This is a genomic window from Nostoc sp. 'Peltigera membranacea cyanobiont' 210A (genome assembly GCF_002246015.1).
In the GTDB taxonomy this organism is placed as follows: Bacteria; Cyanobacteriota; Cyanobacteriia; order Cyanobacteriales; family Nostocaceae; genus Nostoc.
In genome coordinates, this window is the sequence record NZ_NOLJ01000003.1 from 125,532 (window position 1) to 146,177 (window position 20,646).

Below are 20,646 nucleotides of genomic sequence, written 5' to 3' on the forward strand. Positions count from 1 at the left end.
GCTCCCGATGGTCGGATAGAATTGTGGGGTGTGCAGAATGCCGGGATTACAATCGACAATCTAGCCGGATGGCAACTCGCTAGCACTGTAACTACACCGAACTGGGGCACGATTTCACTACAACAGTCATCTGCTCTTAAAACTGGTGGAACTGATGGGGGAGCAATTCACATCCAAGGGCGAGGTCTAACAGTTCAAAGTAGTTCCATTGCTGCCAGTACTGTGTCTGGGCAGGGAAAGGGGATCACGGTTCAAACCACCGAGTATGTCAATGTGTCGGGCGTGAGTCCATCACAAGGGATTTTCAATGCTGGTTTAGCAACTTCCGTATCTGGCAATGGGGGTAGGGCAGGAAATATCACCGTTGAGACTGGGCGTTTACAGGTTTCTGATGGGGCTGGAATTCGGTCTACTTCCACTGGCAACGGTTCGAGAAGTGGAGATATTACTATTCGAGCCGCTGATGTAAAGTTGAATCCGCTTTCCCCAGCGTCTGCGGGGATTACTGGGATTGCGAGTTTACTCAATGGTGGTAGTGGTGAAACTGGAAATTTAATAATTGAAGCCGAGAGAATTGGAGTGTTCAATGGTGGACGTATTGGTACTGATATGCGAGTAGGCACTGGCATTGGGGGTGATATCACAATCCATGCTAGTGAGAGCCTGGAAATTTCGGGGACAAGCACCAACAGGAATATTGGTGTAACCAGTGGTATTACTAGCACAATTGGACTCAACGCAAATGGTCAAGGTGGCAACATCGCCATTGATACCGGACGTTTAATGCTGTCAAAGGGTGGGTCTATTAGTAGTGCAATAGGAGGGATTGGCAGAGCGGGAAATATCGATATTCGAGCAACAGACGTATCAGTTAGCGATCTGGCAATCGATGCGAATACCAGAACATTGAGTGGCATTAGCGTTTCTATCGGGGAAAAGGCGAGTGGTCAAGGTGGGAATATTAACCTACAAGCTGATCGCCTAAGTGTTTTCAACGGTGGGCAGATCACCTCATCAAGCTTGGGTCAAGGATCTGCTGGCAGTGTCAACCTGCGAGTCAATGACATAGATGTGCAGGGGATCTCTCAAGCTTTACCCGATGGTCGGATACTGCCCAGTACCATCACTGCATCCTCAGCGAATGCCTTTACTGCTGGGTCAGTGAATATCACGGCTGACAGCTTGCGTGTCCGAGATGGGGCAGAAATTACCGTCAGCAATTCTGGAACTGGGGATGCGGGTAATCTCAATATTAACGCCCGTAATATCTTCCTCGACAATGGAGCCAGTCTGCGAGCCGAAGCGAATGGAGGTAGTCGTGGTAACATCCGTCTCCAAGCAAGTGATTTTCTCTTGTTGCGACACGGCAGTAACATCATCACCAATGCTCGTGGTGCTTCTACAGGAGGCAATATTGATATCAGTGCGGGGTCTATTGTTGCTATTCCCCAGGAAAACAGCGACATTTCGGCTAATGCTGTACTCGGACAAGGTGGCAACATCCAAATCACCACTCAAGGCATCTTTGGGCTGAAGTTCCGTCCCCAACTCACCCCAGAAAGCGACATCACCGCCAGTTCCCAATTTGGAGTGAGTGGCACTGTTCAAGTTAATACTATTGGTATCGATCCAAATTCCGGCTTAGTCGAACTACCAGTAAATGTCACCGATCCATCCCAGCAAATTGCTACAGGCTGCGCGGGCAGTGAAGGCAGCCGCTTTGTGGCAACGGGACGAGGTGGTGTGCCGCAAAATCCCCTTCAGCAGGTAACGAGCAATGTCTACGACGGGCTACGTCTACGCACTTGGTCTGATATCCGCAATCTAACTGCATACCGCAAAACAGGCGAAGTGATAGCCCAAATACCCACAAAAGAGGCAGTTCTTGTCCAGGCTAAAGGTTGGCGACGTAATGCTGATGGCAAAATCGAGATATTTGCAGATAAATCTCCTACTCAGGTGCAACCAGCATTAACCTGTGCTGCGGTTCCGAGAAGTTAATCATGTTATCAATCATACCCTGAATGGGAACTCTAACTTTAAATCAGTAAAAGAAGTCTTGAATAATGAAAGCCGTACCCTTTGTATTTATATTAATAAGTGGGTTATTCACTCCAGGGATAATGCGACCGGCGATCGCACAGGTGACATCCGACGGTACAACCAACACCATTGTTAACTCAAATGCTAATAATTTTACAATTCTTAATGGGATTGAAAAAGGTAATAATTTATTTCATAGCTTCAGTAATTTCTCTGTACCTACGGGTGGTTCAGCCAGATTCGATTTAATTAACACGCCAAATATTACAACTATATTTAGTCGGGTTACAGGTGGAAATGTTTCTAATATTGATGGCTTAATTCAAACTCTCAATGGTAATAACGCGGTAAGTTTGTTTTTGATGAATCCTGCCGGGATTGTGTTTGGGGCAAATGCCCGCTTGAATATTGGCGGCTCCTTTGTGGGAACGACGGCGAATAGTATTAAGTTTGCCGATGGGACGGAATTTAGTGCTGTGAATGCTTCGGGTACTCCTTTGCTGACTATGAGTGTACCTGTGGGTTTGCAACTTGGGGCAAATGCTGGAGCGATACAAGTTCAAGGGGCAGACTTGCGAGTTAAAACCGGACAAACACTAGGGTTAGTTGGTAGTCAAATCGACATGACAGGGGCAAAACTGACGGCACCAAATGGGCATATCGAACTGTGGGCTTTGCAAAATGCTGGGATTCAAATAGAAAATCAAGCTCAATGGCAACTGACGAGTCCTGTGGCTACGACAAATTGGGGCACAATTACGTTACAAAAAGCTTCATTGGTTGATGCAAGTGGAATTAACGGGGGTGCAATCAACATCCGTGGACGTGGGTTGACGGTGCAGGATGGGTCGAATATTAGTTCCACTACCTTTGCTGGGCAAGGTAAGGGAATTACTGTCAACACCACAGACTTTGTTGAACTGCTGGGTGTTTCTCTCCCAGGACAATTTAATCCTGGCATTGGAACTTCTGTAGGTATCTTTTTTGGACCTCCAGTAACTGGACGAGCTGGAGATGTAACAGTAGAGACAGGACGCTTAAAGTTAGCAAATGGAGCTTGGCTTCAGTCCTCTTCTAATGGCAACAATTCTCGATCGGGAGATGTAACTGTTCGGGCTTCAGATGTAGAGGTGGTAGGTTCTAATCCATTTATTCAAATCCCCACCTCGATTACCACCACTCTCTTTGGTGGCAAGAACAATCAGAGTGGAAATATTTCCATCGAAACAAATCGAATGCGGCTGCAAGATGGTGGAATCGTCAGTACATCTTTGATACCCTTTAACGGTATCTCTCCTCCCACGGGCAAGGCTGGAAATATCTCAATCCGAGCAACTGAGAGCCTTGATATCTCAGGATACACACCCTCTTTACTACTGTCTGGAGTGGGTACGAGAATTGGTCAAACAGAAGGAGACGCGGGAAATATCTCAATCGATGTTGGACGTTTGCATCTCTTTAATGGCGGGTCTATCCGCAGTACTTTATCAGGAAAAGGGAAAGCGGGAAATATCACCATTCACGCGCAAGAGGTAGCAGTTAGCGATCCAGTAATTGATGTTATCAGCAAATTACCTGGTGGCATTACTGTTTCTGCGGGTGATAATTCAGTAGGTTCAGGTGGAAATATCGCCTTAACTGCTGACAACCTACGGCTTTTTAATGGAGGACAGATCACCTCTTCCAGCCAGGGTCAGGCAAATGCGGGGAATATTAACTTACAAGTTAAAAACATTGATATCCAGGGTATATCTCAACCTTTAACTAACGGTCAAATTCTGCCCAGTGCGATCGCAGCATCTTCGACAACTAATTTTAACGCCGGTACGGTAAGTATTACATCGGATACAGTGAAAGTACGCAATAGTGGGGAAGTGACCGTGAGCAATACAGGAACCGGGGATGCAGGTAATTTGAATATTACAGCCAATAATATTTTCCTCGACAATAAAGCCAGTCTGCGATCGGAAGTCAAAGGAGGTAGTCAAGGTAACATTCACCTCCAAGGAAATGATGTTTTGCTGTTACGTCGTGGCAGCAATATTACAACTAATGCCACTGGTACTTCTACCGGAGGTAACATTGATATTACTGCTGGAGCTATTATTGCCCTTCCTGACGAAGATAGCGATATCGTTGCCAATGCGGTACTCGGAAGCGGTGGAAATATTCAAATCACCACCCAAGGCATCTTTGGGCTGAAATTCCGTCCCCAACTCACCCCAGAAAGCGACATCACCGCCAGTTCCCAATTTGGGGTGAGTGGCACTGTTCAAGTTAATACTATTGGTATCGATCCAAATTCCGGCTTAGTCGAACTACCAGTAAATGTCACCGATCCATCCCAGCAAATTGCTACAGGCTGCGCGGATAGTCAAGGCAGTCGCTTTGTGGCAACGGGACGGGGTGGTGTACCGCAAAATCCAACGCAGCAAGTGCCGACCCTAAGCACTTGGGACGATGTGCGAGATTTGTCTGCTTACCGCAAAACAGGCGATCTCAATGCCCAAATACCCACAAAAGAGGCAGTTCTTGTCCAGTCTAAAGGTTGGCGACGTAATGCTGATGGCAAAATCGAGATATTTGCAGATAAATCTCCTACTCAGGTGCAACCAGCATTAACCTGTGCTGCGGTTCCGAGAAGTTAATCATGTTATCAATCATACCCTGAATGGGAACTCTAACTTTAAATCAGTAAAAGAAGTCTTGAATAATGAAAGCCGTACCCTTTGTATTTATATTAACAAGTGGGTTATTAACTCCAGGGATAATGCCACCGGCGATACTCCCTTGGAGTGGCTCCGCCAACGCTCAGGTGACATCCGATGCTACCATCAACACCACTGTCAACCAAACTGGTAATAATTTCAATATTCTTAACGGTACTGAAAAAGGTAATAATTTATTTCACAGTTTCAGTAATTTCTCTGTGCCTACGGGTGGTTCAGCAACATTCAATTTAATTAACACGCCAAATATTAGAACTATATTTAGTCGGGTTACGGGTGGAAGTGTTTCCAATATTGATGGATTAATTCAAACTCTCAACAGTAATAACGCGGTAAGTTTGTTTTTAATGAATCCTGCGGGGATTGTCTTTGGGGCAAATGCTCGGTTGGATATTGGCGGCTCTTTTGTGGGGACGACGGCGAATAGTATTAATTTTAGCGATGGCTTTAAGTTTAATGCCACCGACGCTACAAGACCCCCCTTATTAACAATGAGTGTGCCAATTGGCTTGCAGATAGGACAAAATTCGGGCAGTATTCAGATTCAAGGACAAGGACATAATCTCCTCCACCCACCCAATTTTTTAAACCCAGTGACCCGCGACACACAACAGCCTGGTTTGCGTGTGCTTCCAGGTAAAACATTAGCCCTGATTGGCAATGGTATTCAATTAGATAGCGGGGCTTTAATTGCTGAAAGTGGACACATTGAACTTGGAAGTGTTGGAGTAGGAAGTGTCAATTTGAATACCACCGCTCCCAATTGGGAATTTAGCTATAACCCTGCTCAAAGTTTTTCAGATATTAACCTCAATCGCGCATCTCTGGTAGATACGAGTGGAAATCCTGGAGGATCGATTCATCTTCAAGGAAAAGATATTCGCATTCAGGACAGGTCTAATGTATTAATTCAACATCAAGGACAGCAAAACGCAGGTAGCATCACAATTAACGCAGACTCCTTAGCAATGAGTGGCGCACTACAAAAGAGAGATCCAAGTTGGATTTTGTCTGAGAATATCGGTAGTGGCAATGGAGCGAACATCGCTGTTTCAGTTAGGCAAATGATTTTGCAAGATGGCAGCCTAATTTTCTCTAATACTTACAACAATGGTGGAAATGGTGGAAATATTGCCGTGAATGCCACAGAATCAATTCAACTCCTTGGCGCTTCTCCCTACGATTTTCACAATACTGGTATCAATACTATCACCTATCCCGGAGGAGGACTGGCGGGAAATATTTCTGTCACTACCCAAAATTTAACCAACAGAAAAGGGGGAGGAATCGTATCGCTTGTACAGGGTGGAACAGGTGGTGGAAATATTGACGTTACCGCAGATACGATTTCCATCATGGATAATAACGCAATCGGTGGAGCTGCCGCTATTGCTTCATCAACTTTTTTTGGAGGGGATGGGGGTGCGATAACCGTTAATACGGGAAGCTTGCTATTGAAGGGAGGTGGTTTGATTTCTGCCAGTACTTCTGATTCTGGCGATGCTGGTAGACTAACGATTCATGCGCGTGAATCTATTGAAGTTGATGGCGTTGGTTCAGTTTCGGGGCGTTCTAGCCAAATCGCTGCATCAGGACAAACATTTCTCCCTCCTTTTCTGAGAACCCCTGGAGTATTACCATCCCCAACAGGAGATGCAGGTATCTTAACCATTACATCTCCCAGTATTAAAGTTAGCAATCAGGGCTATATCGCAGCTGAGAATGTGGGCAGTGGCAATGCTGGATTTCTGCAAATTCAAGCTAACTCGCTGGTTTTAGATCAAAAAGGTCAAATTAGGACTGCTGCTGCATCCGGGCAAGGAGGTTCCATAGGACTTACTATCCAAGATGTTCTCCTAATGCGCCACAATAGCCTCATCAGTGCAAAAGCTGGAGGTACAGGCAATGGTGGTAATATTGCGATTGATTCTTCTACTATTGTTGGATTGGAAGATAGCGACATCATAGCCAATGCACTGCGAGGACGTGGGGGTAATATTCAAATTAACACTCAGGGAATTATTGGCTTACAATATCGTCCTCAACTCACCCCAGAAAATGACATTAGTGCCAGTTCTGAATTCGGTGTTAACGGTACAGTGCAGATTAATAACATCGGTGTCGATCCCAATTCTGGCTTAGTTGAATTGCCAGCAAATGTCACCGATCCATCCCAGCAAATAGCTAGTGGTTGTTCTGCAAATCAAGGTAGTCGATTTGTGGCAACGGGACGGGGTGGTATACCGCAAAATCCAACGCAGCAAGTGGCGACCCTAAGCACTTGGGACGATGTGCGAGATTTGTCTGCTTACCGCAAAACGGGCGAGCTCAATGCCCAAATTCCAGCATCACCGAAGATTCTCATCGAAGCCACAACTTGGCATCGCAACGCCAAGGGCAAAGTTGAGTTAATTGCAACTCAACCAGACGCTCATGTACAACAGTCCTTAACTTGTGCTGCGGTTCCCAAGAGTTAATTTGCTCAGGAATCTTATAACCAAGTTGATTAAATTTTAAAGTGATATAGTATACAAACTAACAAAGCATTGTAGTGATAATTACTTATGGGTTTCCAAATTAAACAACTTCGTTGGCTATATATCAGTCTGAGTATTTTGAGCTTGTGTTTGGCAATAACCATTACACCTACTAGAGCGTCTCTGCCAGTACCAACAACTTCTACCCTGAATGTGTCAGCATCCACTTCTCAACCGACCAATTGGCTAGAACAGGGACGAAACCTCTACCATTCAGGACGCTTTGCAGAAGCAGTGACGATTTGGCAAACGGCAGCACAACAGTATCATACCCAAGGCGATCGCCTCAACGAAGCTCTAAGTTTAAGTTACCTGTCACTGACACAACAGGAGCTTAATCAATGGCAAGCAGCCCAACAGTCTATTGAGCAAAGTCTGAAACTTTTGCAAATAGCTAAACCCTCTGCTGATGCAATTCTTTGGGCACAAGCGCTCAATACCCAAGCAAATTTGCAATTGCACACTGGGAAAGCCGAAACCGCCCTCGAAAGTTGGCAAAAAGCTCAAAAATTTTATGAGCAAGCAGGGGACACAATGGGAAGCCTGGGTAGTCAAATCAACCAGGCACAAGCTTTACAAACTTTAGGATTTTATCGCCGTTCTAAACAACAGTTAGAGGCACTGACTCAAAAACTCCAAGGGATGCCGGATAATGAAATCAAAGTCAGTGGACTGCGATCGCTTGGTTTAGCCTTGCAAATAATTGGCGACTCTAGTAAAAGTCAACAGATTTTAGAGCAAAGTTTAGCGATCGCACAGAAAATTGCAGCGAAACCCCATTTGAGTTCTATCCTTATAAGCCTCGGTCAAACTGCCGTTGACTTGCAAGATCCAGAAGCCGCATTAGATTACTTTGAACAGGCTCAACTCTTAACAACTAACCCAAGCGATCAGTTACAAGCGCGTTTAGCTCAGTTCAAACTTTTCCTCAATTACGACAAACTGGAGTTTGTTAACCCACTCGCACCTCAGCTACTCCAACAACTCCGAGAACTGCCCCCCAGTCACACCTCACTCTACGCAGCGATCAATTTTGTTGCCACTCTCAACCACCAGTCAAATTCTGACCAAATCCTACCGCTGAAAGATTTGGCGCAACTGATGGCAGTCACAGTCAAATCTGCACAGCAAATCCAGGATACTCAAGCCGAAGCTCATGCACTAAATCAGTGGGGAAAACTCTATCAGCGTACACAGCAATTATCTGAAGCACAGGAGTTAACTCAGAAATCCCTCAACATTGCCCGCCAACTCCAAGCTAACGATATCATTGCTCAATCTGCTTGGCAGGTGGGACAGTTGTATAAACAACAAGGCGATCGCTTAAAAGCAATTACCGCCTATACAGAAGCAGTCAACGCTTTAAAGGCACTGCGGGGAGATTTGGTGGCTATCAACCCTGATGTCCAGTTCTCTTTTCGCACCAGTGTGGAGCCTGTCTACCGGGAACTGGTTGATTTACTTCTAGAGAATCAACCTAGTCAAGCAGAACTAATACAAGCTCGTGAATTGATTGAGTCCCTCCAAATTGCGGAACTCGATAACTTTTTTCGGGAAGCCTGTTTAGATAAAACTCAACAGATCGATCGGGTTGATCCCACTGCAACCGTCATTTATCCAATCATCCTGCCAGATCGTTTAACAGTAATTCTCTCCAAAGCAGGGCAACCACTCCGTTCCTATGTCACTCACAAATCGCAAGCTGAAATTGAGCAGACTCTAGACAATTTTTTGGTTGCTCTTAACCCTGTCTCAGATTCCAAAAACCGAGATCAATTGTCCAACCAGATTTATGATTGGTTGATTCGTCCAGAGGAAGCAGAGCAAGCATTTATTGATACCAAAACATTGGTGTTTGTTTTGGATGGTCGATTGCGGAATATTCCCATAGCAGCTCTTTTTGACGGTAAGCAATATCTGATCGAGAAGTATGCTGTAGCACTCTCACCAGGATTGCAACTAATGGCGACGCGATCGCTTCATCAAAACCAGATGAATGCGATCGTCGGTGGCATTAGCCAATCTCGCGCTGGCTTTAGTGCTTTGCCTGCTGTGGAATCAGAAGTGAAACAAATCTCCAAGTCAGTATCATCTTCTGTGTTGCTAAACCAGAAATTTACCAGTCAAGCCCTCGCTGAACTGGTGAAATCCAGTAGTGCAGGTATTGTCCACCTAGCAACCCACGGACAGTTTAGTTCCCGCCTAGAAGATACCTTCTTGCTCACTTGGGATGGACAAGTCAATGTTAAAGAGTTATCTGAACTCCTAAAAAATCGGGGTAGCGATCCATCGAAAGCCATCGAGTTGCTGGTACTAAGTGCCTGTGATACAGCAGCAGGCGACGATCGCGCCGTCCTGGGACTAGCAGGCTTGGCTGTCAAATCTGGCGCACGCTCAACTATCGCCACCCTATGGCCCGTCAAAGATCGAGCAGCCGCGATGCTCATGACTCGCTTCTATGAGCAACTGCGACAACCCAAAATCACTAAAGCCGAAGCACTAAGACAAGCACAAATTAGCCTAATTCGCCAAACTGATTTCCACGAACCGTTCTTTTGGTCTGGCTTTGTTTTGATCGGCAACTGGATTTAACTAAGTAATACAACGGACTCTTCTGCCAATCAATTAGTCTATTTTTTACAGCACTCTGGCTTAAGCTCGCTTATACTGCTAATAGAAGTTCCCTGACTTTACTGTTACTTAGACTTATTCTCTGAGCTTCTGACCATAGTCGAAACAAACGTATTTTGTTTGTATCACATTGCAATGACATAAGGAAAACATCATGAAACGTCGATATTTAGCTAGTACATTGAGCGTCATCGCTCTGATCGCTAGCACTACATGGACTACTGCCTTTGCTGTTACATTTACCCCACCCCCCAACAGTGGCTCTCCTAGACAATCAACTGGAGGAGCTTCTCGCGGTAGTATATTTACACCTACTGCCGGGAAAGGTGCGCCCAGACAAGGAACAGGAGGAGCTTCTCGCGGCAGCCTCTTTACACCTGCCGCAGGCAAAGGTACGCCCAGACAGGCAACAGGAGGAGCTTCTCGCGGCAACCTCTTTACACCTGCCGTCGGTAAAGGTACGCCCAGACAGGCAACAGGAGGAGCTTCTCGCGGCAAGCTCTTTACACCTGCCGCAGGCAAAGGCGCTCCCCAACAAGCAAGTGCGGGTGCTTCTCGCGTTGGTACTTACTACTTAAATCCATCGATTACAAATACAACGCAACCAGCAGCGCTAATCGCCCTCTTGCCCCAAAACTTCTATGGCACAACAGTGTCTGAACGTCCCACAATCTTGGTGTATCTCCCAGCTTCCAATGCCGAAGAAGCAGTGTTCAGCCTCAAAGATGAAGCTGGCAATATGCAACATCAAATGAACATTTCAGTTGCAGGAAAAACTGGGGTAATCGCGATCGAATTACCAGCTAATGCACCCGCTTTAGCCGTTGGTAAAAACTATCAATGGTTCCTAGCACTGAAAGTAGATGGTCAACTCAGTCCGAGTACGCCTTACGTCGATGGTTGGATTCAGCGTATCCAGCCCAGCGCAGAGTTGGCAACAGCAATCCAAGAGCAAGATGCTTTGAAGCGGGCTACTATTTTGGGTAAAAACGGTGTTTGGTATGACTGTGTGGCAACACTTGCATCGGTATACACCGCTCAACCTAACAATGCAACTCTCCGCAAACAATGGGAAGAACTTCTATCCTCAGTGAGTTTAAAGGAGATTGTAACAGCGAACTTATTAGCATCTACTAACTAATACCAATTTGGGCATGGGTATGAGAAGAGACAAGTTAGACAAAGGAGAAACTTGTTCAATAATTCCTCCTTGTCCCCTTTGTTCCCCTCTTCTTACTTCCACCCAGTCCTCATTACCTCTTATCCCCAAGGCCCCACCTTCCCAACCCCCCATTGTATGGCACAAATATGTGGCGCAGATTCCAGGCTTTTATCCAACGTACTCGCAGCGTTTTAATTATTACTCCCAGCGTTGCCTTGACGGTTATAGTTGGGCAATCGTTGGGACTTTTCAATTTACCGGAATGGAAAATTCGCGACGAATGGGTTCGTCAGCGATCTTCAGAGGCGATCGCAGATGAGATTGTGATTGTTACAATCGATGAGCGCGATATCCAATCAGTACGTAAATGGCCAGTTCCAGACTGGGCGCTGGCACGATTACTAGAAAAAATCCGGGCGCAGCAGCCGAGAGCCATTGGCTTGGATCTCTATCGAGATTTACCCGAAGGAAGTGGACACGAGCAACTTGTTCAAGTCTTTCGCAACACTCCCAATTTAATCGGAGTTGAGAAAATTACTGGCGAACGCGTCAATCCCCCGCCGGAATTGAAAAAACAGGATCGGGTAGGATTAGCAGATTTAGTCTTGGATGGCGATCGCTTTGTACGTCGCGCCCTCTTGACAGCTGAAGATGCCAAAGAGAAAAACACCATTAAAGCCGGGCTAGCAACCCTTGTAGCCCTAAAGTATCTCGAAGCTGAAAAAATTAGCTTAGAAAGCATTGACCCCCAAAAACAAAAGTTTCAGTTGGGCAAAGAAATTTACTTACCACTGCAAAATCAAGAAGCAGGTTATACCGATGCCGATTTAGGAGGCTATCAAATTCTGCTCAATTGGCATGGTTCAGAAGCCGCATTTCGGACAGTTGCGATGCGCGATGTGTTAGCAGGGAAAATTCCAGCAGATTTGATGCGCGATCGCATGGTATTTATTGGATCAATCGCCTCCAGTACCAATGATTTCTTCAGCACACCCTTTTCTTCCTGGATCTCTGCTCAAAAACCGACTCCAGGTGTGGTTGTTCATGCCAATATTGCTCTTCAACTAGTACGAGGAGCAAAAACAGGAAAAGCCAGTCTAAACGGTGTTTCTGGGATTTCTTTATCACTCTGGATTGTTTTGTGGTCTGTCATTGGTTCTACGGGCAGTTGGTTATTATCCAGTAACAGGCTGCGGATTCCCGGCGGCAAAATTCTTTGGGCGACTGTAGGCATCAGTGGAGCCTGTATATGGGGTGGCTATGGGATGTTTTTATATGGTGTTTTAATTCCAATAACACCCACTTTAGCCGCGTTTATCGGTAGTGTGATTGCAACAACTAATGCCTATAAACAGCGAAAGTTAGAAGAAACAAATCGCCAACTAGAAATTGCGAACATTCAACTATTGGATTATTCCAAAACCCTAGAGACGAAAGTCGAAGAACGCACTCATGAATTAGTGGAGGCAAAGCAAGCCGCCGATGCTGCTAATCAGGCCAAGAGTGAGTTTCTCGCCAACATGAGCCACGAACTACGTACACCTCTCAATGGCATCCTTGGTTTTGCCCAGGTACTAGAAGGATCGCCAAACATGACAGCTAAAAACCTAGAAGGGGTTAGCATTATCTACCAATGTGGCTCACATCTTTTGATGCTGATCAATGACATTCTCGATCTCTCGAAGATAGAAGCAAGGAAATTGGATTTAGTTGTCACTAGTGTGCATCTGCCCAGTTTCTTACATGGTGTAACTGAGATTTGTGGTATCCGGGCTGAACAGAAAGGGATTAGATTTAATATCTTAATTAGCGATCGCCTACCACTTGTCATTGAAGTCGATGAAAAACGGCTGCGGCAAGTGTTAATTAACTTGCTGGGCAACGCAATCAAATTTACAGATAGCGGTAGCGTAACCTTCAAAGTGGAAGTCATTAGCGAAGAGTCTAAACAAATTACACCACTTGCTACAAGCCGGGAAACCCCTCCAACGCAGGGACTCACAAATGACAATGGACAAATGACACATCAAAAGATTCGTTTTCAAATTGAAGATACGGGTATTGGGATGTCACCAGACCAACTTGAGAAAATCTTTTTGCCCTTTGAGCAAGTGGGTGAAGCAGGACAACGATCCGAAGGTACTGGCTTGGGATTGGCGATTAGCCAAAGAATTGCGACATTGATGGAGAGCCAAATTCAGGTGCAGAGCCACCTGGGTGAAGGAAGTCTATTTTGGGTGGATTTGACAGTATCAGTACCACTCGATGTCTACGACGGGGTACGCCTACATGACTGGCGTGGAGGAGAGATTTCTAAGACGGATTACACCCCAACTCCCCAGAAAATTACCGGGATTCAGGGTAGTGCGCCTCAGATTCTGATTGTCGATGACGATCGCAACCACTGTTCTATGTTAACCAGTCTGCTGCAAGAAATTGGCTGTCAAACCCTAGAAGCGACCGATGGCAAACATGGGCTACAGATGGCAATTGAACACAATCCAGATGTGATTCTACTCGATTTAGCCATGCCGAATATGGATGGTTTTGAGCTAATGGTTCACCTACAAGGGAATCCCCAAACCTGTTCTATTCCCATTATTGTCTCTAGTGCCAGCGTTTTTGAGGAAAATCGCCAGCGGAGTTTAGAGGCAGGGGCAACAGCATTCCTACCCAAACCTCTTCAGATTGACGAACTACTCAATAGACTGCGATCGCTCTTGGGAGTGGAATGGATGTATGCCGAATCTTCGCCTCCCAAAGGTGAGCAGATTACTGGTAGTGAATGGGTTCTACCATCCCAAGATGTTTTGCAACAACTCTATCATTTGGCAATGATGGGAGATATCTCGGCGATTGAGGGAATGTTAAGAGAACTAATTGAGGAAAACAGTCAACTGGCTCCCTTCGCAGCAGAGTTAAGCAAACTCACTGCCAATTTCCAAACCGCAAAAATCCGTAAGTTACTCAAATCATTTGTCACAACGGAGTTACATCCATGATCGCTGTTCCTATCTCGAAACCCATACATATTTTGTTAGTGGATGACAATCCAAACAATCTCAAGGTGCTATCTGAAGCGATTCAGAGGTGTGGCTGGAAAGCCCTCATGGCAACAGATGGAGAGTCAGCGATCGAACAAACAGCTTATGCTCATCCCGATCTGATTCTTTTGGATGTAATGATGGCAGGTATTGATGGATTTGAAACTTGTCGCAGGCTGAAAACCAATCCTATTACTCAGAATATTCCGGTGATTTTCATGACTGCCCTATCCGATTCTACAGACAAGGTGGCGGGATTGGAAATAGGTGCAGTTGACTACATTACCAAACCCTTCCAACAGGAAGAAGTCATTGCCCGTTTAAAGTTACACCTGAAAATTTACCATCTCACGCGCACATTAGAAGAACGCGTGCAAGAACGCACCGCAGAATTAACTCAATCTCTACAACAGTTACAGCAAACCCAACTACAAATGATCCAGAGTGAGAAAATGTCCACATTAGGGCAGTTGGTTGCAGGTATTGGTCATGAGATTAATAATCCGGTTGGTTTCGTTGGCGGAAATTTATCTTATATTGAGGAACATGTAAATAATCTACTTCGCCTGGTGAGCCTGCAACAGGAGAAGCTAACGCAGTCAGACTCGGAAATTCAAGAGCTTGTTGAAGAAATTGACTTGGAGTATCTGACGGAGGATTTGCCAAAACTAATGGCATCAATGCACCAAGGAATTACCCGTCTGAAAGATATCAGTCTCTCTTTGAGAACTTTTACTCGCGCAGATATTTCATCTCAGGTGGAGTTTCAGATTCACGAAGGAATCGATAGCACCTTAATGCTGTTGAAACATCGACTCAAAGGTAATGGCGATCGCACTAAAATCCAGGTTGTCACACAATACGGTGAGTTACCTCCAATCAGTTGCTATCCCGGACAACTGAACCAGGTGTTCATGAATATCATCGCCAATGCCATTGATGCATTTGATGAACTCCATCAAAACAATTGCGATCGAGATATTGCTGCTTACCCGAACATCATCACTATTACCACATCGGTTAATCCCCAACAACAAACCGTCACAATTTGCATCCAAGATAATGGCCCTGGTATGCTTACTGAGGTGCAATCTCGAATTTTTGAGCAATCTTTCACAACCAAAGCTGTGGGTAAGGGAACCGGGCTGGGATTAGCGATCAGCTACCAAATTATTGTTGACAAACACAACGGACAAGTCAAATGCTTGTCAATACCTGGTGAGGGGACAAAATTTATTATTAGTCTGCCAATGTAACTGAATATACATAATTTTTATCAGAAATTCCGCAACTCAACATAACCCAATACAGTCCATATAAGCCCAAAACACTTGTAGAGACGGCGATTTATCGCGTCTAAAAACCCCAAAATTTTTGCCAATAGGCTGAGATATCGTGCTGGCGTTCGGGTGGGAGACTTACCTCGCTCTGATGCAGATGTCATGAAGCTTTTTGAGAAAATTCCTGGCACATCAAAGCTTGGAGGTAAAGAATATACAATNCCCCCACACTCCCCACACTCCCCACACTCCTCTTCCCCTGAAGCCTACACTATGCGTGAGAAATCCGGGATTTGGCTACGGGCGGGTGAGATACCCACCCTAATTATGCAATTTCAATTTGGAATAACTTATTTCAGGGCGCAAAACCATCAAACGCAGTTTTGTAAGCATCAGCAGTTTCTATGCCAAAACCTCCAGCTTCGACATGACGAACTAGCGATTGAATAATGGGTGTAGCAATACTAATACCAAATAAAGCATTGAAGCCTGCAACAACGACTGGTGCTGACAAAATAACTGTAAATTCTGGAAATAAAGCTAACACAGCCACCAAGACTAAAAAAACAATTGGTGTCGCAATACCTGCTGCCTTTGCTGCTTCAAAAATTAGATTTTTATACTCTTCAACAGTGATGTCGCCCCGATAAAGATCCAAAGAGTAGGAAATCGCCGTGACTACAACCTGAGTGAGAATAGCTGTTCCCGTTGCAGTAATCCCAAGTTTCGCGATCGTTCCAGAATTGCTGACAATAGAATCTACCGCATTATAAACTCGAATATAGAACTGTTCGCCAACGGTCATTACTTTGGCACCTCGGCGAAGATTATCAACACCTACTTCCCAAAGAATATTATCAGCAGCATTCGAGCCACCTTGGGAACGTGGATTGATGTGGCTACCATGCTTATCTCTAAGAAATTGACGAATTGTATATTCTTTACCTCCAAGCTTTGATGTGCCAGGAATTTTCTCAAAAAGCTTCATGACATCTGCATCAGAGCGAGGTAAGTCTCCCACCCGAACGCCAGCACGATATCTCAGCCTATTGGCAATCTTGGGCATCTCTTGGGCTAATTCGGCAGCTGTCTTTGGTAAATTTTGCAAAGCATCAGCCATAACCATGCTAGATGCGGCAACTCCAACAGCAGTTTGTTGAAATGTTTTACTAACATTTTGAACAGTTTCAAAACCTGACTGTGCTGCTATGGTTGACAAATTTTGTAAATCATTAACTGCATGGACACTTGAAGTAGTCATCTCGCTAGTAGCGTTCTTGATTCCATTAACTACCTCATCCATCCCGTTTATTACATTGTTGGTTGTTTCTTGAGCTTTATTTCTAACTGTATCTGCCAACTTCTGTGCTTGGTTGATAAAATCCATGTTTTCTGCTGTGGAGTGTTTGCTCAAGTTTCTCTTTCTCAAACTAAGAAGCACCTCAGCATTAATGACGAATTTATTTAAAAAATTTTAAAGATATAGTAATCAGTTTATATTGTTTGTATATGTTACTTTCAAAAACTTTACTGTCCGATTATGTACAGCAGATGACGCTATGCAGTCTAAGCCATAAAATTGCAAATAGACTATCAGTAATGGTCATACCAATTACTACAAAACAATCTCATAGTTTGAGGTTTAGCGATTTAATAAAAGATGCCCCATTGGTTTTTAGCTCTTCAGATGATGGAGTTATTATTACAGCCTCAACAGCATAATTCTTCTTCATACAAAGCAGACTTCTCTGATATAATAATTTATTATTGATATTTAATCCTTTTTTCTTAATTTCTTCTTGCAAGGAAGTACTGGGTTTGCCCATTAAAGTAAAGTCTTGACAGTTATATCCACTTTGATTAACGGAAGACTGAGATACTTGTTTACCCTGAATAAAATTTGTTTGATTAGCAGTTTTAATTAGAAGCTGTAAAACTTTTGGAATTCTCTGCGGGGCTATTTCTTTGGGAAGAGTTGAATGGGTCACTGAATATATAGATGCACTCTTAATAGTTGTCCAATTCCGGTTATTAATCCCTTTTGTTGGATAACTAACTTCTTCTAAAATAGTCCCTGGCATTAAGATGCTAAAATTTCCTTCTTTGGATGTTAAAAGTTTTTCTTGGGATGATGCAGGTGTGCAAGCCGATAAAACAAATATTCCGAAACAATTAATTATCCAAAAACGTTTAAGAATGTTGATAAGTAAATCCATAAGTGTTACTGGTTAATAACTTTTATTTAGAATGTCAAGTTATTCTCTCAAATCATGCACACGCTGTTGTAATTTTTAGCGTTTGGCTGACGAATTACAGCCAATATCTTCAACAGAGGGTCTTGTTTTAAGTTTTCCCATAATCGTGGTTTTTCTAACACAAAAGCTGCCAAATTAAATCTTGACTCAATATTTCCCAACAACACGGCACTTATCATTTCAATAACCCACATCAGCAAGGCTTTCGGTAATTTTGGGAAAATTGATTGTTACTGCGATGGACTACCCCCCGCCTTCTTGCGATGTCTAAGACGGGCTGCGCCTACGCGTCCTTGCTTTATCCCCAGTTTCCCTTAAGACTAAGGGATTTCTCAGTTACGCAGCTAAAAAAGGTGACTCTGAAAATACGATTAAATTGAGCTATAAAACTCGGAACTTGAGCTTCAGAACTTGACATTACGAGTTCTCTACTCAAACTCCGAGTTTCTAAGCTCTAACTTTCAACCTCTTAAGCAAAATTGCCGATAGATTTGTTGCACTATTGATGCTTACGGCTGCACTTTTCCAGATTTACAGATAAAATTGCGCCTTCATCAATTTTTAGTTTCTACCTTTGAAAGAGTTTAGCCATTCTTGAACTTGCTCTCGTGCAATATCGCGCCCTCCAAGACCAAAGGCTAGGGCAATAGCAACTGCGATCGCACCTAGTAAAAGTCCAAAGGCTAAATTCACAATATCACTGGCAACTCCAATCTGTTGCAGTGCCATTGCAGAAACTAAGGCAATAATTGCAATCCGCGCCACTTGTCCCAAAATCTGGGCTTGGCGTTCGCCGGAACTGGTAATGATGTTAAAAGCCAGATTTGCCAGGAATAAGCCAACGGCAAAGATCACCAATCCTGCCAAAATCCGCCCGAATATAATCACAATACCAGACACTAATGCTGTCAGGGCTGGAATATTCAAGATATTCACCGCCGCCACCGTGGCAAACAGCATGATACCCACTAAGGCAACAATGCCGACAATTTCCGATGGAGTGCGGGTTGGAATCGGTGGGGTTGTTGATTCTGTGGAAATGACGATTCGTCTGCTGGGTGTTGTCAGACCCAAAATAGTGAAAATGTTATTAAACCCTAAATTGGTGAGGATACTTGTAACCAAGTCCCCGATAAACCGCCCCACGAAATAGGCAACAATCAAAATTGCCACGGCTGTAAAGATGGCAGGTAGAGCGTTGAGAACCTGTTGCAACATAGCGATCGCAGGTATTGATATCGCATCAATTCGCAAGGCATTGAGCGCTGCGATCGCTACAGGAATCAAAATCAAAACATAGACAATTGTGCCGATAATATTCGATAGAGGTTGCACCCCCGCAGCTGAAGATAATCCCAAGCGACTACCTAAATGGTCAAGACCAGTTGTCGCCAGCAAGTTCGTCACAATCCGCCGTACTACATTAGCGATGAACCAGCCAACTACAGCAATCAAGATCGCCGCTAAAATGTTCGGCAGAATTAGCAGAACTTCTGTAATTAGAGCTTGTACTGGTTGTAGAGCCTGCCTGAGTCCGAGAGTATCTAAAACTGGGGCAAGAAACAGTAAAAATATAAACCAATACAAAGCATTGCCAATCGTTTCACTCAAAGACAGCTGATTCAGGCTGGGCGCTCTGTCTTCTGGTTCTGGATTCAAACGCTCATCTAGGTTAAATGCCTGTAATGAGCGCACAGTGATAATCTTCACAATGGTCGCCAAAAACCAGGCTGCTGCCAAAAGGATTCCCGCACCAACCAACTTTGGCAAAAAGCCAATAAGTTGATCGAGAGAATTATTCAGAGGTCGAGAGACGACCTCCAGATCCAATGTCTGTAAAACAGCTACCGCCGTCAACAAAATAATGATCCAAAAGACTAAGCTGGAGATTAATTTCTCCACTTGGGGAACATCTTGACGACCCGTTATCCCAGCGGCAATGCGGTTATCTATGTTCGTGCGCTTGAGGATTCCTTGCGTCAGTGCCGCTGCGATCGCTGCAATAAGCCAACCTACTAGTAAGATTGCTACCGCCCCTAAAAGACGAGGCGTAAACAGAATCAGCTGTTGTACAATACCTTGCACATCAGCGATTCCTTGATTCACTGCTGGTTGCACCTGTTGCAGGCTGGGCGATTGTGCCAAAAATTGCTGCACCCTCGTGGATAAACCAACTCCGTAGGCGTAGCCCGTCGTAGACATCACCTGGGTTATTTCTTGCCAAGTCGTGTTCATGGTTTTCGGGAATTATGCTTAAGTATTCGCCGCAAACACTGAGTCAGTGTTTTGCCTATCAATTTACCAGTAAACACATACATATATATCAATTCATTGGGCATTGGGCATTGGGTATTGGTTCCCCCCTGCCTCCCCTGCTCCCTCATCTCCCTTCCCCATTCCCCAAAATTTTGCGTTACTCTAATTGCAGCAACAGCACCAAAGATGTGGAATGTCCCAAGTTTTGGAACAATCGATTCAAATTAATGCTACAGCTACGGTGGTGGAGCGCTGTATTAGTGATTTAGCTCTCATGCACCGTTGGCTCAACCCTGTTCTCCGTTGCGAACCTGTGGGCGAAGCTTGGAGTACCGATGTCGGCAGTAAAAGTCGTTTTATTATTCAAATTCCTCTAATAAAACCAACCTTGAATAGCGTAGTTGTAGAACGACAACCGGGTTTGGTAGTTTGGGAATTTCAGGGATTTTTTCAAGGGCGCGATCGCTGGGAATGTCAACCCACAGAAAAGGGAACGCTTTTACTCAATCGCTTTGAGTACGATATCCCTAACCCCTTAGTAAGTTGGGGCTTTAACACCTTTGCTGCATCTTGGACGAAACAAGATATGCAAGCCCAACTGCGCCGCCTCAAACGAGTCGCAGAAAATTCATAATTGGGCATTAGGCATTGAGAAGAGGCAGAGGGGCGGGGTGCGCGGGGCGGAGGGGAAAACTTTTCTCCCTTGCTC

At 44.6% G+C, this 20,646-nt stretch carries 13 protein-coding genes; 8 read left to right on the forward strand and 5 right to left on the reverse strand.

Annotated features, from left to right (window positions below):
• The 7 genes from CDG76_RS09740 to CDG76_RS09770 all read left to right on the forward strand — a co-directional run.
• Window positions 1-2,001: beta strand repeat-containing protein (locus tag CDG76_RS09740; protein ID WP_223265194.1), on the forward strand; the 2,001-nt coding region annotated here is incomplete at its 5' end.
• A 65-nt stretch (window positions 2,002-2,066) separates the two neighbouring features.
• Window positions 2,067-4,691, forward strand: a complete 2,625-nt coding sequence (locus CDG76_RS09745; RefSeq protein ID WP_094348849.1) for a two-partner secretion domain-containing protein — start codon at window positions 2,067-2,069, stop codon at window positions 4,689-4,691.
• Between the two features lie 65 nt (window positions 4,692-4,756).
• Entirely contained in the window at window positions 4,757-7,249 is a 2,493-nt protein-coding gene (locus tag CDG76_RS09750; RefSeq protein WP_094348850.1) for a beta strand repeat-containing protein, read from the forward strand.
• A gap of 87 nt (window positions 7,250-7,336) precedes the next feature.
• Window positions 7,337-9,901, forward strand: coding sequence for a CHAT domain-containing protein (locus CDG76_RS09755; RefSeq protein WP_094348851.1), 2,565 nt, complete (start codon window positions 7,337-7,339; stop codon window positions 9,899-9,901).
• Between the two features lie 193 nt (window positions 9,902-10,094).
• Entirely contained in the window at window positions 10,095-11,081 is a 987-nt protein-coding gene (locus tag CDG76_RS09760; protein WP_094348852.1) for a DUF928 domain-containing protein, read from the forward strand.
• Between the two features lie 167 nt (window positions 11,082-11,248).
• Window positions 11,249-14,104, forward strand: a complete 2,856-nt coding sequence (locus CDG76_RS09765; RefSeq protein WP_094348853.1) for a CHASE2 domain-containing protein — start codon at window positions 11,249-11,251, stop codon at window positions 14,102-14,104.
• On the forward strand, window positions 14,101-15,402 hold the full coding sequence (locus CDG76_RS09770) for a hybrid sensor histidine kinase/response regulator (RefSeq protein ID WP_094348854.1): 1,302 nt from the start codon (window positions 14,101-14,103) through the stop codon (window positions 15,400-15,402). Before CDG76_RS09765 ends, CDG76_RS09770 begins: the two co-directional genes overlap by 4 nt.
• A gap of 20 nt (window positions 15,403-15,422) precedes the next feature.
• Here the strand turns inward: CDG76_RS09770 and CDG76_RS37205 are convergent, their stop codons facing one another.
• The 5 genes from CDG76_RS37205 to CDG76_RS09795 form a co-directional block, all read right to left on the reverse strand.
• Window positions 15,423-15,590, reverse strand: coding sequence for a hypothetical protein (locus tag CDG76_RS37205; protein WP_190240810.1), 168 nt, complete (start codon window positions 15,588-15,590; stop codon window positions 15,423-15,425).
• 191 nt (window positions 15,591-15,781) lie between these two features.
• Complete coding sequence (locus tag CDG76_RS09780) at window positions 15,782-16,813, reverse strand: HNH endonuclease (protein ID WP_094348856.1); 1,032 nt, start codon at window positions 16,811-16,813, stop codon at window positions 15,782-15,784.
• Window positions 16,814-17,054: 241 nt separating this feature from the next.
• Window positions 17,055-17,642 (reverse strand): hypothetical protein, encoded by a 588-nt coding sequence (locus CDG76_RS09785; RefSeq protein WP_094348857.1) that lies wholly within the window; start codon window positions 17,640-17,642, stop codon window positions 17,055-17,057.
• A 47-nt stretch (window positions 17,643-17,689) separates the two neighbouring features.
• Window positions 17,690-17,875, reverse strand: a complete 186-nt coding sequence (locus CDG76_RS09790) for a hypothetical protein (protein ID WP_094348858.1) — start codon at window positions 17,873-17,875, stop codon at window positions 17,690-17,692.
• Window positions 17,876-18,242: 367 nt separating this feature from the next.
• Window positions 18,243-19,916 (reverse strand): mechanosensitive ion channel, encoded by a 1,674-nt coding sequence (locus tag CDG76_RS09795; protein ID WP_094348859.1) that lies wholly within the window; start codon window positions 19,914-19,916, stop codon window positions 18,243-18,245.
• Between the two features lie 214 nt (window positions 19,917-20,130).
• Here CDG76_RS09795 and CDG76_RS09800 point away from each other — a divergent pair, with 214 nt between their 5' ends.
• Complete coding sequence (locus CDG76_RS09800) at window positions 20,131-20,571, forward strand: SRPBCC family protein (RefSeq protein WP_094348860.1); 441 nt, start codon at window positions 20,131-20,133, stop codon at window positions 20,569-20,571.
• Window positions 20,572-20,646 lie beyond the last annotated feature (75 nt).